We start from the raw sequence: 19,895 nt of genomic DNA, 5'->3' as shown, positions 1-19,895 counted from the left end.
CGGTTACGTTGCCTCCATGGTCGTACCAGCCCAGCCCACCGTCGACCCGCTGAAGTCTGCCCGCAGAGCCGGTGATCCGGCCTGCGACGTCTACCTCACCGGCACGGTCTTCCTCGACATCATCTTCACCGGGCTCGATTCCGCGCCGGTGCGCGGGACCGAGTCCTGGGCGCGCGGCATGGGGTCGAGCCCCGGCGGCGTCGCCAACATGGCGACCGCGCTCGCCAGGCTCGGCCTGCACACCTCCTTGGCCGCCGCCTTCGGGGACGACCACTACGGGGAGTACTGCTGGGACGCCCTCGAACAGGGCGAGGGCATCGACCTCGCGACGTCGCGGACCGTGCCCGGCTGGCACTCCCCGGTGACCGTCTCCATGGCGTACGAGGGCGAGCGCACCATGGTCAGCCACGGCCACGAGCCGCCGCCCGACGCCGACGCGCCGGACGGCGGGGCCCCGCACCGGCCGCCACGCGCGCGTGCCGCCGTCGCCGCGCTGACGCCGGGCACGCGCGCGCCGTGGATCGCCGAGGCGGCCCGCGGCGGCACCCGGATCTTCGCCGACGTCGGCTGGGACGACACCGGGCGGTGGGACCTGGCCGGGCTCGCCGACCTGGAGCACTGCGAGGCGTTCCTGCCGAACGCCACGGAGGCCATGCGCTACACCGGCACCTCCTGCCCCAGGGCGGCCGCGCGGGCGCTGACCGAGCACGTGCCGCTGGCCGTGGTGACCCTCGGCGCGGAGGGCGCGTACGCGGTGGACGGGCGCACCGGCGAGACCGCGGAGGTGCCCGCGATCGAGGTCGAGGCCCTCGACCCCACCGGGGCGGGCGACGTCTTCGTCGCGGGCTTCGTCACCGGGACCCTGGCGGGCTGGCCGCTCGCCGACCGCCTCGCCTTCGCGGGGCTCACGGCGGCGCTCTCCGTGCAGGAGTTCGGCGGCTCCCTGTCGGCGCCGGGCTGGGCCGAGGTGGGCGCCTGGTGGCGCACGGTGCGCGAGGTCGACGACCAGGACCCGGTGGCGCTGCGCCGCTACCGCTTCCTGGAGGACCTCCTTCCGGCGGCCGCGAGGCCGTGGCCGCTGCGCCGCGCGGTGCCGACGATCGGCTTCGGCCGCTCGGCGTGAGCCCGGGGAGGTCCCGAAAACCTCTCGGTGTTGTCGGTGCCCCGTCGTACTCTTGGCAGTGCAAGGCTGAGATGCGGCCCCAAGCCCCGCACGAGGAGGATCGAGCGGCCTTCAGAGCCGGCCCATGACTCAGACACCCACAGCTCAGACCCCCGAGCACGGCCAGGCGCGAGCCCACTTCACCGTTCCGGCGAAGCACCCGATGGTGACCGTCCTCGGCTCCGGCGACGCCCTGCTGCGCGTCATCGAGACGGCCTTCCCGGCGGCCGACATCCATGTCCGGGGCAATGAGGTCAGCGCCGTGGGCGACGCCCACGAAGTCGCCCTCATCCAACGCCTTTTCGACGAGATGATGCTCGTGCTGCGCACCGGGCAGCCGATGACGGAGGACGCAGTGGAACGCTCGATCGCCATGCTGAGGGCGGACGAGAACGGAGACGGCTCGCCGGAGACCCCGGCCGAGGTGCTCACGCAGAACATCCTCTCGTCCCGCGGCCGCACCATCCGCCCCAAGACCCTCAACCAGAAGCGGTACGTCGACGCGATCGACAAGCACACCATCGTCTTCGGCATCGGACCCGCGGGCACCGGAAAGACCTACCTGGCCATGGCCAAGGCGGTCCAGGCGCTCCAGTCCAAGCAGGTCAACCGCATCATCCTGACCCGCCCCGCCGTCGAGGCCGGAGAGCGCCTCGGCTTCCTGCCCGGCACGCTCTACGAGAAGATCGACCCCTATCTGCGCCCGTTGTACGACGCGCTGCACGACATGCTCGACCCCGACTCCATCCCCCGTCTGATGGCGGCGGGCACGATCGAGGTCGCCCCGCTGGCGTACATGCGCGGCAGGACGCTGAACGACGCGTTCATCATCCTGGACGAGGCGCAGAACACCAGCGCCGAGCAGATGAAGATGTTCCTCACCCGCCTCGGCTTCGACTCGAAGATCGTCATCACCGGTGACGTCACCCAGGTCGACCTGCCGGGCGGCACCAAGAGCGGTCTGCGCGAGGTGCAGCAGATCCTCGACGGCGTCGAGGACATCCACTTCTCGCGGCTCACGTCCCACGATGTCGTACGGCACAAGCTGGTCGGCCGTATCGTCGACGCGTACGAGCAGCACGACAGCCGCGACGGGAAGTAGACCAGCACCACCATGTCGATCGACGTCAACAACGAATCCGGAACCGAGGTCGACGAGCAGGCGATCCTCGACATCGCCCGCTACGCCCTCGCGCGGATGCGCATCCACCCGCTCTCCGAGCTCTCGGTGATCGTCGTGGACGCCGACGCCATGGAGCAGCTGCACATCCAGTGGATGGACCTGCCCGGGCCCACGGACGTCATGTCCTTCCCCATGGACGAGCTGCGGCCGCCCCTGAAGGACGACGACGAGCCCCCGCAGGGCCTCCTCGGGGACATCGTGCTCTGCCCCGAGGTCGCGACGCAGCAGGGCAAGGACGCCCCGACGCAGCACTCCATGGACGAGGAGCTCCAGCTCCTGACCGTCCACGGAGTGCTGCACCTGCTCGGGTACGACCACGAGGAGCCGGACGAGAAGGCCGAGATGTTCGGCCTCCAAGCGGCCATCGTCGACGGCTGGCGCGCCGAGAAGGGCCTGACCGGCCCGTCCCCGGCGCCCACCGTCTCGTAGCGCCATGAGCTTGTCGCTGATCGCCGGGGCCGTCGCCCTGGTCGTCGTCGCCTGGCTCGCGGCCTGCGCGGAGGCGGGCATCGCGCGCGTCTCCAGCTTCCGCGCGGACGGGGCCGTGCGCTCGGGGCGGCGCGGCAGCGCGAAGCTCGCGCAGGTCGCCGCCGACCCGACCCGCTACCTCAACGTGGCCCTCCTCGTGCGGGTCGCCTGCGAGATGGCGGCCGCAGCCTTGGTGACGTACGCCTGTCTCCAGGAGTTCGACGAGACCTGGCAGGCCCTCGCGGTCGCCATCGGCGTGATGGTCCTCGTCAGCTATGTCGCCGTGGGCGTCTCGCCGCGCACGATCGGCCGTCAGCACCCGCTGAACACGGCCACCGCCGCGGCGTACGTCCTGCTCCCGCTGGCCCGCGTGATGGGCCCGATCCCACCGCTCCTGATCCTCATCGGCAACGCGCTCACGCCCGGCAAGGGCTTCCGTCGCGGCCCCTTCGCCTCCGAGGCGGAGCTGCGCGCGATGGTCGACCTCGCCGAGAAGGAGTCCCTGATCGAGGACGAGGAGCGGCGCATGGTCCACTCCGTCTTCGAGCTCGGCGACACCCTCGTGCGCGAGGTCATGGTGCCCCGCACGGACCTGGTGGCCATCGAGCGTTTCAAGACGATCCGCCAGGCGCTCACCCTCGCCCTGCGCTCCGGCTTCTCGCGCATCCCCGTGACGGGGGAGAGCGAGGACGACATCGTCGGCATGGTGTACCTGAAGGACCTGGCCCGCAAGACGCACATCAACCGCGACAGCGAGTCGGAGCTGGTCTCGACGGCGATGCGCCCCGCGACCTTCGTGCCCGACACGAAGAACGCGGGCGACCTGCTGCGCGAGATGCAGCAGGAGCGCAACCACGTGGCCGTGGTGATCGACGAGTACGGCGGCACGGCGGGGATCGTGACCATCGAGGACATCCTCGAAGAGATCGTCGGCGAGATCACCGACGAGTACGACCGCGAGCTGCCCCCGGTGGAGGAGCTCGCCGACGGGTGCTACCGCGTCACCGCGCGGCTCGACATCGGCGACCTCGGCGAGCTGTTCGGCCTCGACGAGTTCGACGACGAGGACGTGGAGACGGTCGGCGGACTGCTCGCCAAGGCCCTGGGACGCGTCCCGATCGCGGACGCCTCCGCGGTCGTGCCGCTGCCCGACGGGCGGGCGCTGCGGCTCACCGCGGAGTCCGCGGGGGGCCGCAGGAACAAGATCGTCACCGTGCTCGTGGAGCCGGTGGCGTCCGGTGCGGACGAGGCCGAGGAGGGGGAGTCCGGGTGACGCCCGACGAGCTGCGGACGTTCTGCCTGTCGTTCAACGACGCGGTGGAGGAGTTCCCCTTCACCCCGGAGACCTCGGTCTTCAAGGTCGCGGGAAAGTTGTTCGCGCTCACCGCGCTCGACCGGCGCCCGCTCACCGTCAACCTGAAGTGCGATCCGGAGATGGCCCTCCAGCTGCGGGCGGCCCATCCGGAGATCGTGCCGGGCTGGCACATGAACAAGCGGCACTGGAACACGGTGACGGTCGACGCGGAGCTGCCGGACCGCCAGGTGCGCGAACTCATCGAGGATTCGTACGACTTGGTGGTGGCGGGACTGCCACGCGCGGAGCGGTTGCGGCTCGACCGGCCCTGAGGGGCGCGCGGTACGGAGCGCGCTCTTGGCAGAGTGTCCCAACAGCCCCTCGCCATCGGGGTGGTGGGGCGGCAGAATGGAAGTACCGGCGGATCCCGAACGCTCCCACTCCGGGCTGCCGGGCAAGGGAACTCGGAGTGGAAACGTCTGTGCGAAGGCGTCCGCCGCATCCTGGCCCCGGCCCTCAGGTCGGGGTCAGTCCTTTGTGGCGTGTGGATCCCTCATTCATACGTGGGGGAGCACCCATCGGTCGACGATCTCCTGGATCGCGACGAGGACACTGGCCCACGGGGCTGCCAGAGCGGCCCGTTCGGTCCACACGCGGATGGTGCGGCGCCCGTCCGGCTTCTCGGCCATCGGGCTGATCTCCTTCCTGGTCCACGCTGTCGTGGATACCGCGGCGATCCACGAACGGGTGGCGCCAGGAAGGGGGAATCCGGTGGCTCGTGAACACTCGGTGGAGTGAGTCCGCGCCGCGTCGGTTCGGTTCTCAACCTCCTTGCGCCGATGGTCAGTTGAGCAGGCTACCCTCTGCAATAGAGTAGCCTGCACATCGCCACATGGGTAGTACTGTCGGACAGCTCGCCGAAGGAAGCCTCGCCATGTGCGATATAGCTTTCCGAGAACTGTCGGCCCGAACGGCCCTCCCGGGTTGCGGCCTCCGGAGGGCCGAGGTCCCCTGACAGTGGCGTGAACTGTCGTCCCGGAAGGTCTCGATGAGTAAGCTTCTAGTCTGCTATGTTGCACCTCGCACGGTCCGGTTGGGGGTGGAGCCATCATGAGCGCGCCAAGTGCGGCACTTCAGCGGCTGCGGCTGCGCACCGAGCTCCGCAAGGCGCGTACCGGCGCCCGCCTGACCCAGCGTCAGGTCGCGGCGAAAATGGAGTGGAGCCCCTCCAAGCTGATCCGCATCGAGGCCGGCGAGGTCGGCATCTCGGTCAACGACCTGCGCCCCCTTCTCGATGCGTACGGGATCCGGGACCGCCGCAAGATCGAGGAGCTGCTCGATCTCGCGCGGGGCAGCAGGAAGATGCCGTACGCCGAGTTCCGCGACCTGTACAGCAAGGAGTTCCTGCAATTCCTCGCGCTGGAGTCGTCGGCGTCGATCGTCCGGTCGTACAACTCCCTCCAGCTGCCAGGACCTTTGCAGACCGAGGAGTACGGCCGCGCCATCATGCGGGCGTACGACAAGGGGACCGACGAAGGGGTCGAGCGGGCCATCGAGGTGCGGCTCTCCCGGCAGGACATGCTGACGTCGGGCGACCGCGAGGTCTTCTACATCCTCGACGAGGCGATCCTGCGCCGTCAGGTCGGCGGACGCGGCGTCATGCGGCGCCAGTTGGAACGGCTCGCGGAGCTGGCGGCCCTGCCGAAGTTCACCATCCAGATCCTGCCGTTCAGCGTCGGCGCGCATCCGGGGATCCAGGGGCCCTTCACGCTCTTCGAGTTCGAGGCCGACGAGATGCCCGACTCGCTCTACCTGGAGAACCCGCGCGGCGATTCGTACAGCACCAACGCGCCCGAGGAGAGCGGGCGTTACCTGGAGAGGTTCTGGGAGCTGGAGGACCTCGCCATCAAGGAGCGCACCGTGGACATCCTCAAGGCGCTGGCGGTCAGGGTCGAAGAGGGAACCGACGACCTGGAGAGGCTGCTGCCGCCCGTCGAGGCGGCTTGACGCTCCCTCAACCTCCCCCGGGCCGCCGGACCTTGGCCCGAAACCGGTCGTTCAGATCTGTATGACGCGCCGTTATCCTGGAAGAGGTGCTACGTGCCTCTGCACCAGCCGCGCCGGGCCGGCTGGTCTTCCGCACCCGGGGTGGAGGAGCGGCGTGGGCAGCACATGGGCATGGCGCAAGAGCAGTGCGAGCGGGGCTCAGGACAACGACTGCGTGGAGATCGCCTGGACCGGGAAGACGGTCCTGGTCCGTGACTCCGCGCGCACCCGGGGTGCGGTTCTCGCGGTGGGCCCGGACGCCTGGGGCGCGTTTCTCTCCTCGTTCGCCTGTCCATCCCCGCGTGACGTGACGTCGGCCCGGCCCTGACGGGGCCGGGCCGACGTCACGCCGGGGCTCGGCGGGCTCACGCGCGCCTGCGCCCGCCGAGCCCCACCGCCACCGCGGCCGCCGCGGCGAGCACCACCGCCGCGTCGATGAGGAGCACCGTCCGCGTGCCGGTGAGGAGGTCCGCGTTCGTCGTCGCGAGGACACCGAGCAGCGGGATGCCGATCGTGATGCCGACCTGCTGCGTCGAGGTGACCAGGCCCGTCGCCAGGCCCTGCTCCTCGTCGGGGACGCCCGAGGTGACCGTCACGCCGTACGAGATGATCGCGCCCAGGTGGCACATGCTCGCCAGCGACACCGCGGCCGTGGCCAGCCACACCGACCAGCCGCCCTCGGAGATGCCGAGCAGCGCCGCGCCGAGCGCGCCCTGTCCCGCGAGGGACCCGACGAGGGTGCGGCGTGCGCCGAAGCGGCCGATGACCTTGGGGGCGTAGATGCCCGCCAGCACGGAGACGACGCCCTGCACGCCGAAGACCAGGCCGGTCCTGAAGGCGGAGAGGTGCAGGATCTCCTGGAAGTAGAGGGTGAGGACGAACACGACCGTCGTCATCATCGAGAACGTGACCAGGCCGCCCAGGTTGCCCCACGCCACCGTGCGCCGGCGCAGCATCGGCAGGGAGACCAGCGGCGCCGCGGCGCGCGACTCGATCCAGCCGAAAGCAGCGAGGAGGGCGACGCCCGCCACCAGCGTGACGAGGACGTCGGCGCCGCCGAAGCCGCGCTCGGCCGCCGTGGACAGGGCGTAGATCAGGGCGAGCAGACCGCCGGTGACCGTGACGGCGCCGGGGATGTCGAGACGCGGGCGGTCCGGGGTGCGGGACTCGGGGAGCAGGCCGGGCGCCAGCGGCAGGACGAGCAGTGCGAAGACGGTCAGCAGGCCCATCGTGGAGCGCCAGCCGAGGGTGTCCGTCAGTACGCCGCCGAGCACCATGCCGACCGTGAAGCCGAGCGAGAGGAGCGTGCCGGAGATGCCGAGCGCCCGGTCGCGCTGGGGGCCCTCGGGGAACGTCGTCGTCAGCAGGGACATGCCGGTCGGCACGATGGCCGCCGCGCCCACGCCCTGGAGCGCACGGCCGGTCAGGAACGACGCCGGGTCCCACGCGAACGTGGCGAGCAGCGAGGCGAGGCCGAAGAGCGCGAGGCCCGCGAGGAACAGCTTCCGGCGCCCGAAGAGGTCACCGAACCGGCCGAAGAGCAGCAGGAAGCCGCCCGACGGCAGGGCGAAGGCGGTCACCGCCCACTGCAGCGCGGACTGGTTCATGCCGAGGTCGGCGCCGAGCACGGGCAGCGCCACGTTCAGCACGGAGAAGTCCAGCGAGACCATGAACTGCGCGGCGCAGAGTACGAAGAGGACGAGCTTGTCGCGGGAGGAGAGCTTGGGGGCGTGCGGACGCGGCGCCGGTGGGGCGGCCTGGGGGGACGGGGCAGTGGTGGTGTCGATCGCCATGGTCAAGAGCTTGCGATGGCCGGAATAGACGTGGGGAGCGGGAACTTATGCTGGTGGTCGGAACACCAGTCAGGCTTGGGGGAGCGCCACATGGCCACACCGTCGGTCGCGACGACGCACGCGGACGCGTCCAAGGCGCACCGCCTCAGTGAACTGCGCGAGTTCCTGATGAGCCGCCGCGCGCGGGTCAGCCCGGCGGAGGCAGGGCTTCCGGACGGCGGGGCCCGCAGGCGCACGCCCGGTCTGCGCCGCGAGGAGGTCGCCGTGCTCGCCGGTGTCGGTGCCTCCTGGTACCAGTGGCTGGAGCAGGGCAGGGACATCTCCGTCTCGCCGCAGGTCCTGGACTCCGTCGCGCGCGTGCTGAAGCTGAGCAGCGCCGAGCGCCGTCATCTGTACGTCCTGGCCGGGCTCAACCCCCCGGCCCCCGAGGTCGCGCAGGACGACTGGGGCATGTGCGAGGGACTGCACCGGCTCATCAACAACTGGATGCCGTACCCGGCCCACATCATGGACGCGTACTGGAACTGCGTCATGTACAACGACGCGGCGGCCTCCGTGCTCGGCATGCGCTCCGAGACCTCGGAGAACTGTCTGCTCACCTTCTTCAGCGACCCCATCTACCGTGCCCGCGCGACGAGTTGGCAGCGCAACGCTCCGCAGGTCGTGGCGATGTACCGGGCCGCGTGCTCGGAGCTCCCCGAGGACGACGGGTTCTCCGCGGTGATCGAGGAGGCGAAGGCGACGAGCGCGGAGTTCGCGGAGCTGTGGGAGCGGCGGGACATCCTGCCCGGCGGGCAGGTCGCCAAGGAGATCGAGCACCCCGTGGTGGGGACGCTCTTCCTGGAGTCGACGCAGTTGAAGGTGCCCGCACGGCCCGACCTCACGATCGTGATGCACACGCCGATGCCGGGGGCAGGGCCCGACGGGGGCGACGCCGTCGACACGGCCGGGAAGCTGGCGTGGCTCGCCTCGCCCGAGGGGCGGCGGGGCTCCATCTATCCGGTGGCGGGGTAGCGGGGCGTGCTCCGTATGCTCGGGGCATGACTGAGAGCGCCGCGCTGGACCCCGAGGACCGCAAGATCGTCACCCTGGCCCGTTCCGCACGGGCCCGTAACGGGGTGCCGGAGGGGGCCGCTGTCCGGGACGAGACCGGGCGTACGTATGTGGCCGGGACCGTCGCGCTCGACTCGCTCCGGCTTTCCGCCCTGCGGACCGCGGTGGCCATGGCGGTGGCGTCCGGGGCGGAGTCCCTCGAGGCGGCGGCGGTGGTCTCCGGCGAGACGGCCCTGCGGGATGAGGATCTCGCGGCCGTACGGGACCTGGGCGGGGCCGGGACGCCGGTGTTCCTCGCCGGGGCGGACGGCGAGGTTCGCGTGCGGGGGGAAGCGGGCTGATGTCCCGGGGCGCTGCCCCGGACCCCGCTCCTCGATCGCCGGAGGGGCCGAGATTTCGCGCGCGGTGCGGCAGGGCTCCGGAGATCAGGGACAATGGGCGCCATGAGCGTTCGTAATCCGTCTTCAGCCGCGTCGTCCGAGGCCGCCCACCGGGCCGGTTTCGCCTGCTTCGTCGGCCGCCCCAACGCGGGCAAGTCCACCCTGACGAACGCTCTGGTCGGCAAGAAGGTGGCGATCACCGCCGACCAGCCGCAGACCACGCGGCACACCGTGCGCGGCATCGTGCACCGCGACGACGCGCAGCTGATCCTGGTGGACACCCCCGGCCTTCACAAGCCGCGCACGCTGCTCGGCGAGCGCCTCAACGACGTGGTGCGGACCACCTGGGCCGAGGTCGACGTGATCGGCTTCTGTCTGCCCGCGAACGAGAAGCTCGGCCCCGGCGACCGGTTCATCGCCAAGGAGCTCGCCTCCATCAAGAAGACGCCGAAGATCGCGATCGTCACGAAGACCGACCTCGTCGACGGCAAGACCCTCGCCGAGCAGCTCATCGCCATCGACCAGCTCGCCGTGGAGCTCGGCTTCGAGTGGGCCGAGATCGTCCCGGTGTCGGCCGTCGGCGACAAGCAGGTGGACCTGCTCGCCGATCTCATCGTGCCGCTGCTCCCCGAGGGCCCCGCGCTCTACCCCGAGGGCGACCTCACGGACGAGCCCGAGCAGGTCATGGTCGCCGAGCTGATCCGCGAGGCCGCGCTCGAAGGCGTGCGGGACGAGCTGCCGCACTCCATCGCCGTCGTCGTCGAGGAGATGCTGCCGCGCGAGGACCGCCCCGCCGACAAGCCGCTCCTGGACATCCACGCGTTCGTCTACATCGAGCGGCCCAGCCAGAAGGGGATCATCATCGGTCCCAAGGGCAAGCGGCTGAAGGACGTCGGGATCAAGTCCCGCAAGCAGATCGAAGCGTTGCTGGGGACGCCGGTCTTTCTTGATCTGCACGTCAAGGTGGCGAAGGACTGGCAGCGGGATCCTCGCCAGCTCCGCAAGCTCGGGTTCTAGGGCGTTCTTCGGCCGCGGGTGCGTCGTGGCTCGGCGCGCGGTTCCCCGCGCCCCTTACGGGGCCCTCAGCTCACGCCCTTGATCCGGCGGACCAGCACCGCCCCCGCAAGACCCACCACCGCCGCCGTCAGGTACAGCACCCGGTAGCCCCCCAGGTACGTCACGATCGGTGCCGCGATCGCCGGGGCCGCGACCTGGGGCAGGGAGTTGGCGATGTTGATGACGCCGAGGTCCTTGCCCCGGTCCAGGGCCTTCGGCAGGACGTCGGTCATCAGGGCGAAGTCCACGGACGTGAAGACGCCGAAGCCGATGCCGAGGACCGCCGCGGCGACGATCGCGCCGGGCCAGGTCTGCCAGAGCGCGAGCAGGCCCGTCGCCGCCGCCATCAGTGAGCCCGACCAGATCACGAAGGGCTTGCGGCGGCCCACCCGGTCCGACCAGGCGCCGCCGACCACGACGGTGGCCAGCATCGTCACGCCGTTCACCGCGGTGAGGACGAGGACGCCCTGCTCGGGGTCCGCGTACCCGATCCTGTCGCGCAGGAAGTACAGCAGGTAGAGCAGGACCACCGAGTTGCTGACGTTGATCAGGAACCGGGTGAGCCACGCCCAGGCCAGGTCGGGGTGGCGCCGCGGGCTCAGCCAGAAGCCCGCGAGGAACTCCCGCCCGTTCCACGGCGGCCGGTCGGCGCGCGCCAGGCGCAGGTCGCGGTGGCGTACGACGTAGGGGAGCACGCCCGCGACGGTGAAGACCGCGCACGCCGCGTACCCCGCCACCGTGCCGCCCGCCGCCGTCGCGAGCCCCGTGCCCACCACCACGCCGAGCAGCTGCGCCGCGCCGAGCCAGCCGCCGACCGAGCCGCGCTGGGCGCGTGGCACGCGGTCGGGGACGGCGGCCGTGACCGCGGCGAAGGCGGCGTTCAGGGTCAGCTGGACCAGGCACCAGCCCGCCGCCATCGACCAGAGGGAGTCCGCGGCGGAGAGCAGCAGCAGGGAGGCCGCGCCGCCCGCCGTGCCCGCCACGATCCACGGGGTGCGGCGGCCCCGGCGCGACGTCGTGCGGTCCGAGAGCGCGCCGAAGAGCGGGTTCGAGGCCAGGGACACCACCGCGCCGACGCCCGTGACCCAGGCGAGCACCGTCTCCTTCGAGGTGCCCGCGGGCGCGAGGTCCTCCGCCTGGACGGCGAGGAGGATCTGCAGCGGGCCGTACCAGCCCACCCAGATCGCGCCGTTGGCGAGGGAGAGGGCGCCGGTCCAGCCCCTGCCGACCCGCTCGGTCGGCTCCCGCAGCGCGGTGTCGGTCATGGGCGCTGCGCCCGCAGGGCCTCGCGCAGCCAGTGGTAGGACGCCTTCGGGGTGCGGGTCAGGGTGTCGTAGTCGACGTGGACGAGGCCGAAGCGCCGCCGGTAGCCCTCGGCCCATTCGAAGTTGTCCAGGAGGGACCAGACGAAGTACCCGCGCACGTCCACGCCCGCCTCCAACGCCCGGTGCAGCGCCCGGAGATGACCGTCGAGGTAGGCGATCCGTTCCTGGTCGTCGAGCCCCTCGTACGAGCAGCCGTTCTCGGTGATGACCAGGGGAGGCAGGGCCTCTTTGTAGCGGTCGCGGAAGGCGGTGAGGAGTTCGGTGAGCGCGTCGGGGACCACCGGCCAGCCGAAGTCGGTCACCGGGTAGCCCTCGATCTCCCTGGGGGAGAAGGGGAGTTCGGGCGGCAGGGTGACGCCGGAGAACTCGGCGGCGGTGCCTTCGGGGAGCGGGGCGCCCACCTTCGTCGGCTGGTAGAAGTTGATCCCGTACCAGTCGAGCGGCTCCGCGATGGTCCGCAGGTCCGCCGCCAGGTCGGGCGAGGGCATCAACTCGCCGATGCCTTCCGGGTAGTGGCCGAGCAGCAGCGGGTCCGCGAAGAGCCGGTTGAGCAGGACGTCGTAGAAGTCGGCCGCCGCCGTGTCCTGCGCGTCGGTCGAGGCGGGCCAGGTCGGGCCGTGCGAGTTGGCGATGCCGATGTCACTCGCGCCCGCCGCGCGCAGCGCCTGTACGGCGAGGCCGTGCGCGAGCAGCTGGTGGTGGGCGACGGGCAGCGCGTCGAAGAGGAGCCGCTCGCCGGGGGCGTGCTGGCCGAGCGCGTGGCCGAGCAGGGTGTGTTCGGCGGGTTCGTTGAGGGTGATCCACCGGGTGACGCGGTCGCCGAGCCTGGCGGCGACCACGGCGGCGTACTCGGCGAACCGCTCGGCCGTCTCCCGCTTCAGCCAGCCGCCCGCCTCCTGCACCACCAGCGGGGTGTCCCAGTGGAAGAGGGTGGGCACGGGGCGGATGCCCGACGCGCACAGCTCGTCGACGAGGCGGTCGTAGAAGTCCAGGCCCGCCGTGTGCACCGAGCCGGATCCGGTGGGCAGGACGCGCGGCCAGGAGACCGAGAAGCGGTAGGCGCCGACGCCCAACTCCCTGATGAGCGCGACGTCTTCGCGGTAGCGGTGGTAGTGGTCGCAGGCGACGGCGGCCGTGCTGCCGTCCTTGACGTTGCCGGGGACGGCGGTGAACGCGTCCCACACCGAGGCGCCGCGCTCGTCGGCGGCGCCCTCGATCTGGTGGGCCGATGTGGACACGCCCCACAGGAAGTCGTGGGGGAACTGGGGTATCGCCGCGTTCGCTGCCATGGGCGGGATCTTCCGTACTGTCGAGTACGGAAGTCAACGGCCGTGCGGGAAAAAGATGAACAGGGCTCAGGTTTCTAGGGGATCTGCGGGCCCGCTGTGGCTGGTCGCGCAGTTCCCCGCGCCCCTTACGGGGCGCGCCTACGCGGCGGAGCCGCGCGTGTCACAGCCCCGCGCCCCTTGCGGGGCGCCCTTACGCACCCTCCTTCAGGACCCGCGAGATCAGCTTGCGCTGCGGCTCGCTGAGCCGGGGGTCCGAGCAGTACACCGTCTTCCCGTCCACGGTCAGCTGGTAGTTGAAGCCGTCCGGCACCCCTATCGGCGGGGTGCTCCGGCCCTCGGCCATGGCCTGTTCGGCCAGGGCGTGCCATTCGGGGGCATCGGCCAGCGTCGAGGTGTCCACCTCGGCGTGCCGGTCGATGCCCGCGAACCCTCCCGTGCGCTTCACCTGGATACGCATGGGTCCTGTCTACTCCACCGGCCGTCCGGCCGGTAGCACGTCCGTCAGTCGGTGGCGGGGACCTTGACCGTGGACCACGCGTCGATGACGGCCTTGAGCTCGTCGCCGTCGCCGTACTTCGCGCGCGCCGCGGCTACCGTCAGCTTCGCGAAGTCGCTGAACGAGGCGTCCTGCGCCAGCTCGCCGCCGGTCAGGACGGCGTACCAGATCTCGCCCGCGCGCTCCCAGGAGTGGCCGCCGAGGGCCTCGGAGACCAGGTAGAAGGCGCGGTTGGGGATGCCGGAGTTGATGTGCACGCCGCCGTTGTCGCGGCCCGTCCTGACGTAGTGGTCCATGTCGGCGGGCTGCGGGTCCTTGCCGAGCACGTCGTCGTCGTACGCGGTGCCCGGCTCCTTCATGGAGCGCAGGGCCTTGCCGGTCACGCGCGGGGCGAGCAGGCCCGCGCCGATCAGCCAGTCGGCCTCCTGGGAGGTCTGGCCGAGCGTGTACTGCTTGATCATCGAACCGAAGACGTCCGAAAGGGACTCGTTCAGGGCGCCGGGCTGCCCGAAGTACGTGAGGTTCGCGGTGTACTGCGTGACGCCGTGCGTCAGCTCGTGGCCGATGACGTCGACCGGGATGGTGAAGTCGAGGAAGATCTCGCCGTCACCGTCGCCGAACACCATCTGCTCGCCGTTCCAGAAGGCGTTGTTGTACTCCTCGGAGTAGTGCACGGTGGCGTTCAGCGGCAGGCCGCTGCCGTCGATGGAGTTGCGCGCGTAGGTCTTCTGGTAGAGCTCGAAGGTCGCGCCCAGGCCCGCGTACGCGCGGTTGACGGTGGCGTCCTTGCCGGGCTTGTCGCCCTCGCCGCGCACCTTGCGGCCCGGCAGCTCCGTGCGGTGCCTGGCGTCGTAGATGGTGCGGTGCGGCTTGTCCGCGACGGCTTCCTTGGGCGGGGTCACGCTGGGTGCGCCGACGACGGTCGTCAGGCGGCGCTGGGTGCGCTCGAAGGCGTCCCGCTGGAGGGTGCGGCGGGCGGGAGCGGCGAGTGCCGGGTCCTGGCTCTGGGCGAGGGTGTCCAGGACGTGCGGCGGCACGATGCTGCAGAAAACGGGCTCGAAGCCCGCTGGGTTGGCGGTCATGGCGGCAATGTGGCACTGGGTCATGCCGCTGTCACTACCTGCAACCATGATTAGTGAAATAGAGGTATTCGGGGGCCGCAAGGTGACCCCTTCCTGACCGTCTCCGTGGGATACCGCACCTTTTGGCCTGAATCTGACCTCGGTCCCGCATACTGATACGGGCCCGCGCACAGAGCACGGCTCGGCTAGGCTGCGGCACATCATGCGATTCGGGCTGCTTCTCCTTAGCTGCCGCGGCGAGGGCCTGTAGACGAGGCCGACCCCCTCCCCGCGGAGTTCGGCGTTGCGCTAAGACCGTCGGCCGTCCTTCAGGACACTCCCGAGGAGCCCCGCACATGCCGAACTTCCAGCGATCCACGTCCATGCCGGTCCACAAGTACGGCAGGTACGAGCAGGTCGACATCCCCGACCGCACGTGGCCGGACAACCGGATCACGGTCGCTCCCCGCTGGCTCTCGACCGACCTGCGCGACGGCAACCAGGCCCTGATCGACCCGATGTCCCCGGCCCGCAAGCGCGCGATGTTCGACCTGCTGGTGCGGATGGGCTACAAGGAGATCGAGGTCGGCTTCCCCTCGTCGGGCCAGACCGACTTCGACTTCGTACGGTCGATCATCGAGGACGAGGACGCGATCCCCGAGGACGTGACGATCTCCGTCCTGACCCAGGCGCGCGAAGAGCTGATCGAGCGCACGGTCGAGTCCCTGAAGGGCGCGCGGCGCGCCACCGTGCACCTGTACAACGCGACCGCGCCCGTCTGGCGCGACGTCGTCTTCCGCGGCTCGCGCGACGCCGTGAAGCAGATCGCCGTGGACGGCACCCGCCTGGTCATGGAGTACGCCGACAAGCTGCTCGACGACCGGACGGCCTTCGGCTACCAGTACAGCCCGGAGATCTTCACCGACACCGAGCTGGACTTCGCCCTGGAGGTCTGCGAGGGCGTCATGGACGTCTGGCAGCCCGACGCCGAGCGCGAGATCATCCTCAACCTGCCCGCCACGGTGGAGCGCTCCACGCCCTCCACGCACGCGGACCGCTTCGAGTGGATGTCCCGCAACCTGTCCCGGCGCGAGTTCGTCTGCCTGTCCATCCACCCGCACAACGACCGCGGCACCGCCGTCGCCGCCGCCGAGCTGGCCGTGATGGCGGGTGGCGACCGCGTCGAGGGCTGCCTGTTCGGCCAGGGCGAGCGCACCGGCAACGTCGACCTGGTGACGCTGGGCATGAACCTCTTCAGCCAGGGCGTCGACCCGCAGATCGACTTCTCGGACATCGACGAGATCCGCCGTACGGCCGAGTACTGCAACCAGATGGAGATCCACCCGCGCCACCCCTACGCGGGCGACCTCGTCTACACCGCCTTCTCCGGCTCCCACCAGGACGCCATCAAGAAGGGCTTCGACGCGATGGAGACCCGCGCGGCGAGCCAGGGCAAGACGATCGACGACATCGAGTGGGCCGTGCCGTACCTGCCCATCGACCCCAAGGACGTCGGCCGCTCCTACGAGGCCGTCATCCGCGTCAACTCCCAGTCCGGCAAGGGCGGCATCGCCTACGTCCTGCAGAACGACCACAAGCTGGACCTGCCGCGCCGCATGCAGATCGAGTTCTCGCGGATCATCCAGGCGAAGACCGACGCCGAGGGCGGCGAGGTCACGCCGGGCGCGATCTGGAGCGTCTTCCAGGACGAGTACCTGCCCAATCCGGACAACCCCTGGGGTCGGATTCAGGTCAAGAACGGCCAGACGACCACCGACAAGGACGGCGTCGACACGCTCACCGTCGAGGCCACGCTGGACGGCGACGACACCGTGCTGACCGGCTCCGGCAACGGTCCGATCTCCGCGTTCTTCGACGCGCTGGGCGCCATCGGCATCGACGTGCGCCTGCTCGACTACCAGGAGCACACGATGAGCGAGGGCGCGTCCGCGCAGGCCGCCTCGTACATCGAGTGCGCGATCGGCGACAAGGTCCTGTGGGGCATCGGCATCGACGCGAATACGACACGTGCGTCACTCAAGGCCGTGGTCTCCGCCGTGAACCGCGCCGCGCGCTGACCCTCTCACCGGCGCTTTTCCCGCCCCGCCCGCCGATCAGGCGGGCGGGGCGTCGTCGTCTCCCGGCCATGTCCCGCTCGATCTCCTGTGCGAGGTGCTGACGCCGCATCATCAATGTGGCTAACATCACGCCAACGCGGCAATGCAGCCGGGGAGTTACGGAGGTGCGTGGTGCTGCCAGCTCGGGGACGAAACGGCCGGAAAACGCGCATCTGCGGCAGGCCCGTCACACGCGGCCATGCCCTCTTCAGGCGCGTGATCGGCATGAACACCGCCTGGGACTGCGTCGGCGACGGCGAGTTCTTCTGTCCCGCCTGCGGCGGCGACCGCAACTACCAGCGGCTCACCGGGCGGCGCCGCTTCGTCCTGCTCGGCCTGCCCCTCGTGCCGCGCGGCAGCGCGGGCCCCGTCATCCGGTGCGCCGCCTGCCAGGACCTGTTCGACCCCGACGTCCTCGACCACCCCACCACCACCCGGCTCTCCGCGATGCTCCGCGACGCCGTCCACACCGTCGTCCTCGCCGTCCTGTCCACCGGCGGCGCCGCCTCGCGCACCACCCTGGAGACCGCCGTCGGCACCCTGCGCGGCGCGGGCTTCGACGACTGCACCCGGGAACAGCTCGGCGCCCTCGTCGACGCGCTCGCCGCCGACACCGGGCGCGCCACCGAGCCCGACTGCGGCCCCGCCGTCCCCGGCCTCGCCATCGAACTGCACGAGGCACTCGGCCCGCTCGCCCCGCACCTCGCCCCCGCGGGCCGCGAGGCGCTGCTCCTCCAGGGCGCGCGGATCGCCCTCGCCGACGGGCCCTACACCCCCGCGGAGCGCGACGTGCTCAGCACGGCGGGGTGCGCGCTGACGATCGGCACGGACGACGTGGCCCGGCTCCTGGTGGCGGCGCGGACGCCGTCCTGAGCACCCCCGGCGTACTCCGCCGGGAGTAATCACCGGCCCCGGCCTCCCCACGCCGTACGCCCCAACTCGCTCCCACGTCCGACGGATCGGCGCCCCGCCACCGGAAGGGTTGACCCCGAACAGTCAGCCCTGCCGAAGGAGACCCGTCATGGGGGCCGCACAGACCGTAAGGACCGGAGCGCCGCCGGGGCGCAGCAGGCGCGTGGTGCCCTGGGTGTTCCTGGGGATGTGGGTCGTCGTCCTCGCGCTCGCCTCGCCGTTCGCGGCGAAACTCGCCGACGTGCAGAAGGACCGGCCCGTCGACTACCTGCCCGCGAGCGCCGACTCCACCGAAGTCGCCGAGATCCAGGACCAGTTGCCGGGGGGCGAGGCCACCGAGCTGGTGTTCGTCTACCACAGGGACGGCGGGCTCACCGCCGCCGACCGGAGCCTCGCGGACGAGCAGGTCGGCGAGGTGGCCGCTGCCCACGAGCTCGTCGCGGAACCCAAGGGCGTGCCCTCCGATGACGGCACCACCCTCATCTACCCGGTCGCCACCACCGAGCCGGGCCAGGACGAGGACAAGCGGGACGCGCTCGTCGAGAGCGTGCGCGAAGTCGCCCGGGGCACGGGCGGGTTGAGCGTCGACGTCGGCGGGGCGGGGGCGCTCGACACCGACGCGGGGGAGGTCTACAACTCGCTGGGCGGGCCGCTGCTCTATACCACCGCCGGGGTCGTCGCACTGCTGCTCATCCTGATCTACCGCAGCCCGTTCCTGTGGCTCGTGCCGCTCGCCGTCGCGGGGATCGCGGACTACTTCGCGATGGGCGTCGCCTACGGACTCCACCAGACCTTCGGGACCGCCGTCACCGGGCAGAGCTCGGGCGTCATGACCATCCTCGTGTTCGGCGCGGGCACCGACTACGCGCTGCTCATCGTCTCCCGCTACCGCGAGGAGCTGCGGAGGATCGAGCGGCCCTACGACGCCATGGCTGCCGCCCTGCGCGGCTGCGGGCCCGCCGTGCTCGCCTCGTCGGGGACCGTCGCCGCGGGCCTGCTCTGCCTGCTCGCCGCCGACCTCAACAGCAGCAGGGGCATGGGGCCGCTCGGCACCGTCGGGGTGCTCTGCGCGCTCGCCACGATGCTGACGCTGCTGCCCGCGATCCTCGTCCTGCTCGGGCGGCGCGTGTTCTGGCCGCTCGTGCCCGCCTTCGGCAGCGCGGTCACGCAGCGGCGGAGCCTCTTCGCGGCGATGGGGAGTTCGGCGGGGCGACGGCCGCTCACCGTGCTCGCGAGCGGCGCCGTGCTGCTCGGGGCGCTCGCGCTCGGCGCGTTCAACCTGCCGGGCGCGCTCAAGCAGGAGGACTCCTTCACCGAGAAGCCGGACTCCGTGGCGGCCATGGAGACCGTCGCCGCCGCCTATTTGGAACAGGGCACCCAGCCCATCACCGTGATGACCCCGGCCGCGCGGGCCGCCGACTCGCTCGCCGGGATCCGGGACACCGAGGGCGTCGCGAGCGCGGAGCGGGGGCGTACGGCCGAGGGGTGGACGGAGATCTCCGTCTTCGCGTCCGCGCCGCCCGAGTCGGCGGGGGAGACCGCCACCATCGAGGCACTGCGGGACGGACTCGACGGATCGTACGTGGGCGGGTCGAGCGCCCAGCAGCTCGACCTGAAGGACACCAACGCGCGGGACCGAACGATCGTGGTGCCGCTGGTGCTCGCCGCCGTGCTCCTGATCCTCGTCGCCCTGCTCCGCAGCCTCGTCGCACCGCTGCTGCTGCTCGGCGCCGTGGTCGCCGTCTGGGGCGCCTCGCTCGGCATCGCGGGGCTCGTCTTCGAACCGCTCTTCGGGTTCGACGGCACCGACCCGGGGCTCGGGCTCCTCTCGTTCGTCTTCCTCGTCGCACTCGGGGTCGACTACGGGATCTTCCTGATGCACCGGATGCGTGAGGAGTGCTTGAACGGGGCCGCACCGGGGACGGCCGCGCTCACCGCACTGCGCACCACCGGTGGCGTCATCGCCTCCGCGGGCCTCGTGCTCGCCGCGACGTTCGCCGTGCTCACCAACATGCCGCTGGTCCAACTCGTCGAACTGGGCTTCGTCATCGCGGTCGGCGTGCTGCTCGACACGTTCCTGGTGCGTACGTACCTGGTGACGAGCGCGAGCGTGGCGCTCGGCAGGAAGGTGTGGTGGCCCGGCGCGCTGTCCAGGCCGCAGGCGGCGGCCGAGCCACGGCCCGATCCCGTACGGGTGCCGACGCCTTGACCCGCCCGCCCAGGGTGCCCCTCCCCTCCCGGAGGGGCACCCGCGTGCCCG

Annotated in this window: 19 protein-coding genes; 13 read left to right on the top strand and 6 right to left on the bottom strand. The window is 71.1% G+C overall.

Annotated features, from left to right (window positions below):
* Positions 1–16 precede the first annotated feature (16 nt).
* From KY5_RS13395 to KY5_RS13375, 5 genes are all read left to right on the top strand, one after another.
* The gene (locus KY5_RS13395; protein WP_098242462.1) at positions 17–1,123 is read left to right on the top strand and encodes a carbohydrate kinase family protein; all 1,107 of its coding nucleotides are present in this window, start codon (positions 17–19) and stop codon (positions 1,121–1,123) included.
* A 124-nt stretch (positions 1,124–1,247) separates the two neighbouring features.
* Positions 1,248–2,264, top strand: a complete 1,017-nt coding sequence (locus tag KY5_RS13390; RefSeq protein ID WP_098242461.1) for a PhoH family protein — start codon at positions 1,248–1,250, stop codon at positions 2,262–2,264.
* A 12-nt stretch (positions 2,265–2,276) separates the two neighbouring features.
* Complete coding sequence (gene ybeY / locus KY5_RS13385) at positions 2,277–2,774, top strand: rRNA maturation RNase YbeY (RefSeq protein WP_055549991.1); 498 nt, start codon at positions 2,277–2,279, stop codon at positions 2,772–2,774.
* 4 nt (positions 2,775–2,778) lie between these two features.
* A complete protein-coding gene (locus KY5_RS13380) occupies positions 2,779–4,086 on the top strand; it encodes a hemolysin family protein (protein ID WP_098242460.1) in 1,308 nt (435 codons plus the stop codon).
* A complete protein-coding gene (locus KY5_RS13375; protein ID WP_098242459.1) occupies positions 4,083–4,439 on the top strand; it encodes an MmcQ/YjbR family DNA-binding protein in 357 nt (118 codons plus the stop codon). The genes KY5_RS13380 and KY5_RS13375 overlap by 4 nt, the downstream gene beginning before the upstream one ends.
* A 225-nt stretch (positions 4,440–4,664) precedes the next feature.
* Here the strand turns inward: KY5_RS13375 and KY5_RS42945 are convergent, their stop codons facing one another.
* Entirely contained in the window at positions 4,665–4,796 is a 132-nt protein-coding gene (locus KY5_RS42945; RefSeq protein WP_267894273.1) for a hypothetical protein, read from the bottom strand.
* Between the two features lie 421 nt (positions 4,797–5,217).
* On the opposite strand from KY5_RS42945, the gene KY5_RS13370 reads away from it, so the two are divergent.
* Both KY5_RS13370 and KY5_RS13365 read left to right on the top strand, forming a co-directional pair.
* The gene (locus tag KY5_RS13370; protein ID WP_098242458.1) at positions 5,218–6,114 is read left to right on the top strand and encodes a helix-turn-helix domain-containing protein; all 897 of its coding nucleotides are present in this window, start codon (positions 5,218–5,220) and stop codon (positions 6,112–6,114) included.
* 154 nt (positions 6,115–6,268) lie between these two features.
* The gene (locus tag KY5_RS13365) at positions 6,269–6,481 is read left to right on the top strand and encodes a DUF397 domain-containing protein (protein WP_234362719.1); all 213 of its coding nucleotides are present in this window, start codon (positions 6,269–6,271) and stop codon (positions 6,479–6,481) included.
* 37 nt (positions 6,482–6,518) lie between these two features.
* Here the strand turns inward: KY5_RS13365 and KY5_RS13360 are convergent, their stop codons facing one another.
* Positions 6,519–7,946, bottom strand: coding sequence for an MFS transporter (locus KY5_RS13360; RefSeq protein ID WP_098242456.1), 1,428 nt, complete (start codon positions 7,944–7,946; stop codon positions 6,519–6,521).
* 90 nt (positions 7,947–8,036) lie between these two features.
* On the opposite strand from KY5_RS13360, the gene KY5_RS13355 reads away from it, so the two are divergent.
* The 3 genes from KY5_RS13355 to era all read left to right on the top strand — a co-directional run bounded on the left by KY5_RS13355 (position 8,037) and on the right by era (position 10,396).
* Positions 8,037–8,960 carry a helix-turn-helix transcriptional regulator gene (locus KY5_RS13355; protein ID WP_098242455.1) on the top strand — a complete coding sequence of 308 codons (924 nt, stop codon included), beginning with the start codon at positions 8,037–8,039 and terminating at the stop codon, positions 8,958–8,960.
* A gap of 26 nt (positions 8,961–8,986) precedes the next feature.
* Positions 8,987–9,340, top strand: coding sequence for a cytidine deaminase (locus tag KY5_RS13350; protein ID WP_098242454.1), 354 nt, complete (start codon positions 8,987–8,989; stop codon positions 9,338–9,340).
* A 93-nt stretch (positions 9,341–9,433) separates the two neighbouring features.
* The gene (gene era / locus KY5_RS13345) at positions 9,434–10,396 is read left to right on the top strand and encodes a GTPase Era (protein ID WP_418952768.1); all 963 of its coding nucleotides are present in this window, start codon (positions 9,434–9,436) and stop codon (positions 10,394–10,396) included.
* Positions 10,397–10,461: 65 nt separating this feature from the next.
* Here era and KY5_RS13340 read toward each other — a convergent pair whose 3' ends face one another.
* From KY5_RS13340 to KY5_RS13325, 4 genes are all read right to left on the bottom strand, one after another.
* A complete protein-coding gene (locus KY5_RS13340; protein ID WP_098242453.1) occupies positions 10,462–11,700 on the bottom strand; it encodes an MFS transporter in 1,239 nt (412 codons plus the stop codon).
* The gene (locus tag KY5_RS13335; protein WP_098242452.1) at positions 11,697–13,049 is read right to left on the bottom strand and encodes a GH1 family beta-glucosidase; all 1,353 of its coding nucleotides are present in this window, start codon (positions 13,047–13,049) and stop codon (positions 11,697–11,699) included. Before KY5_RS13335 ends, KY5_RS13340 begins: the two co-directional genes overlap by 4 nt.
* Before the next feature lie 190 nt (positions 13,050–13,239).
* Positions 13,240–13,506: a protealysin inhibitor emfourin gene (locus KY5_RS13330; RefSeq protein WP_098242451.1), complete on the bottom strand. Its 267-nt coding sequence runs from the start codon at positions 13,504–13,506 to the stop codon at positions 13,240–13,242.
* Between the two features lie 44 nt (positions 13,507–13,550).
* On the bottom strand, positions 13,551–14,627 hold the full coding sequence (locus KY5_RS13325; RefSeq protein ID WP_098242450.1) for a M4 family metallopeptidase: 1,077 nt from the start codon (positions 14,625–14,627) through the stop codon (positions 13,551–13,553).
* Between the two features lie 335 nt (positions 14,628–14,962).
* On the opposite strand from KY5_RS13325, the gene leuA reads away from it, so the two are divergent.
* The 3 genes from leuA (at position 14,963) to KY5_RS13310 (ending at position 19,844) form a co-directional block, all read left to right on the top strand.
* Complete coding sequence (gene leuA, locus KY5_RS13320) at positions 14,963–16,684, top strand: 2-isopropylmalate synthase (RefSeq protein WP_098242449.1); 1,722 nt, start codon at positions 14,963–14,965, stop codon at positions 16,682–16,684.
* A 171-nt stretch (positions 16,685–16,855) separates the two neighbouring features.
* On the top strand, positions 16,856–17,596 hold the full coding sequence (locus KY5_RS13315) for a TerB family tellurite resistance protein (protein ID WP_234362718.1): 741 nt from the start codon (positions 16,856–16,858) through the stop codon (positions 17,594–17,596).
* Between the two features lie 148 nt (positions 17,597–17,744).
* Entirely contained in the window at positions 17,745–19,844 is a 2,100-nt protein-coding gene (locus KY5_RS13310) for an MMPL family transporter (protein ID WP_098242447.1), read from the top strand.
* The last annotated feature ends 51 nt before the right edge of the window (positions 19,845–19,895 follow it).

Source organism: Streptomyces formicae (assembly GCF_002556545.1).
Classification (GTDB): domain Bacteria; phylum Actinomycetota; class Actinomycetes; order Streptomycetales; family Streptomycetaceae; genus Streptomyces; species Streptomyces formicae_A.
Note: the sequence above shows the minus strand (reverse complement) of the source record. Positions and strands in the feature narration are given on the sequence as shown.

Excerpts from the sequence above, each read along its gene's own strand:
- KY5_RS13355 (WP_098242455.1), top strand. The coding sequence starts at position 8,037 with ATGGCCACACCGTCGGTCGCGACGACGCACGCGGACGCGTCCAAGGCG.
- KY5_RS42945 (WP_267894273.1), bottom strand. The coding sequence starts at position 4,796 with ATGGCCGAGAAGCCGGACGGGCGCCGCACCATCCGCGTGTGGACCGAA.
- KY5_RS13350 (WP_098242454.1), top strand. The coding sequence starts at position 8,987 with ATGACTGAGAGCGCCGCGCTGGACCCCGAGGACCGCAAGATCGTCACC.
- KY5_RS13380 (WP_098242460.1), top strand. The coding sequence starts at position 2,779 with ATGAGCTTGTCGCTGATCGCCGGGGCCGTCGCCCTGGTCGTCGTCGCC.
- KY5_RS13340 (WP_098242453.1), bottom strand. The coding sequence starts at position 11,700 with ATGACCGACACCGCGCTGCGGGAGCCGACCGAGCGGGTCGGCAGGGGC.
- KY5_RS13390 (WP_098242461.1), top strand. The coding sequence starts at position 1,248 with ATGACTCAGACACCCACAGCTCAGACCCCCGAGCACGGCCAGGCGCGA.
- KY5_RS13335 (WP_098242452.1), bottom strand. The coding sequence starts at position 13,049 with ATGGCAGCGAACGCGGCGATACCCCAGTTCCCCCACGACTTCCTGTGG.
- KY5_RS13310 (WP_098242447.1), top strand. The coding sequence starts at position 17,745 with ATGGGGGCCGCACAGACCGTAAGGACCGGAGCGCCGCCGGGGCGCAGC.
- era (WP_418952768.1), top strand. The coding sequence starts at position 9,434 with ATGGGCGCCATGAGCGTTCGTAATCCGTCTTCAGCCGCGTCGTCCGAG.
- KY5_RS13395 (WP_098242462.1), top strand. The coding sequence starts at position 17 with ATGGTCGTACCAGCCCAGCCCACCGTCGACCCGCTGAAGTCTGCCCGC.
- leuA (WP_098242449.1), top strand. The coding sequence starts at position 14,963 with ATGCCGAACTTCCAGCGATCCACGTCCATGCCGGTCCACAAGTACGGC.
- KY5_RS13370 (WP_098242458.1), top strand. The coding sequence starts at position 5,218 with ATGAGCGCGCCAAGTGCGGCACTTCAGCGGCTGCGGCTGCGCACCGAG.
- KY5_RS13330 (WP_098242451.1), bottom strand. The coding sequence starts at position 13,506 with ATGCGTATCCAGGTGAAGCGCACGGGAGGGTTCGCGGGCATCGACCGG.
- KY5_RS13360 (WP_098242456.1), bottom strand. The coding sequence starts at position 7,946 with ATGGCGATCGACACCACCACTGCCCCGTCCCCCCAGGCCGCCCCACCG.
- KY5_RS13325 (WP_098242450.1), bottom strand. The coding sequence starts at position 14,627 with ATGACCGCCAACCCAGCGGGCTTCGAGCCCGTTTTCTGCAGCATCGTG.
- ybeY (WP_055549991.1), top strand. The coding sequence starts at position 2,277 with ATGTCGATCGACGTCAACAACGAATCCGGAACCGAGGTCGACGAGCAG.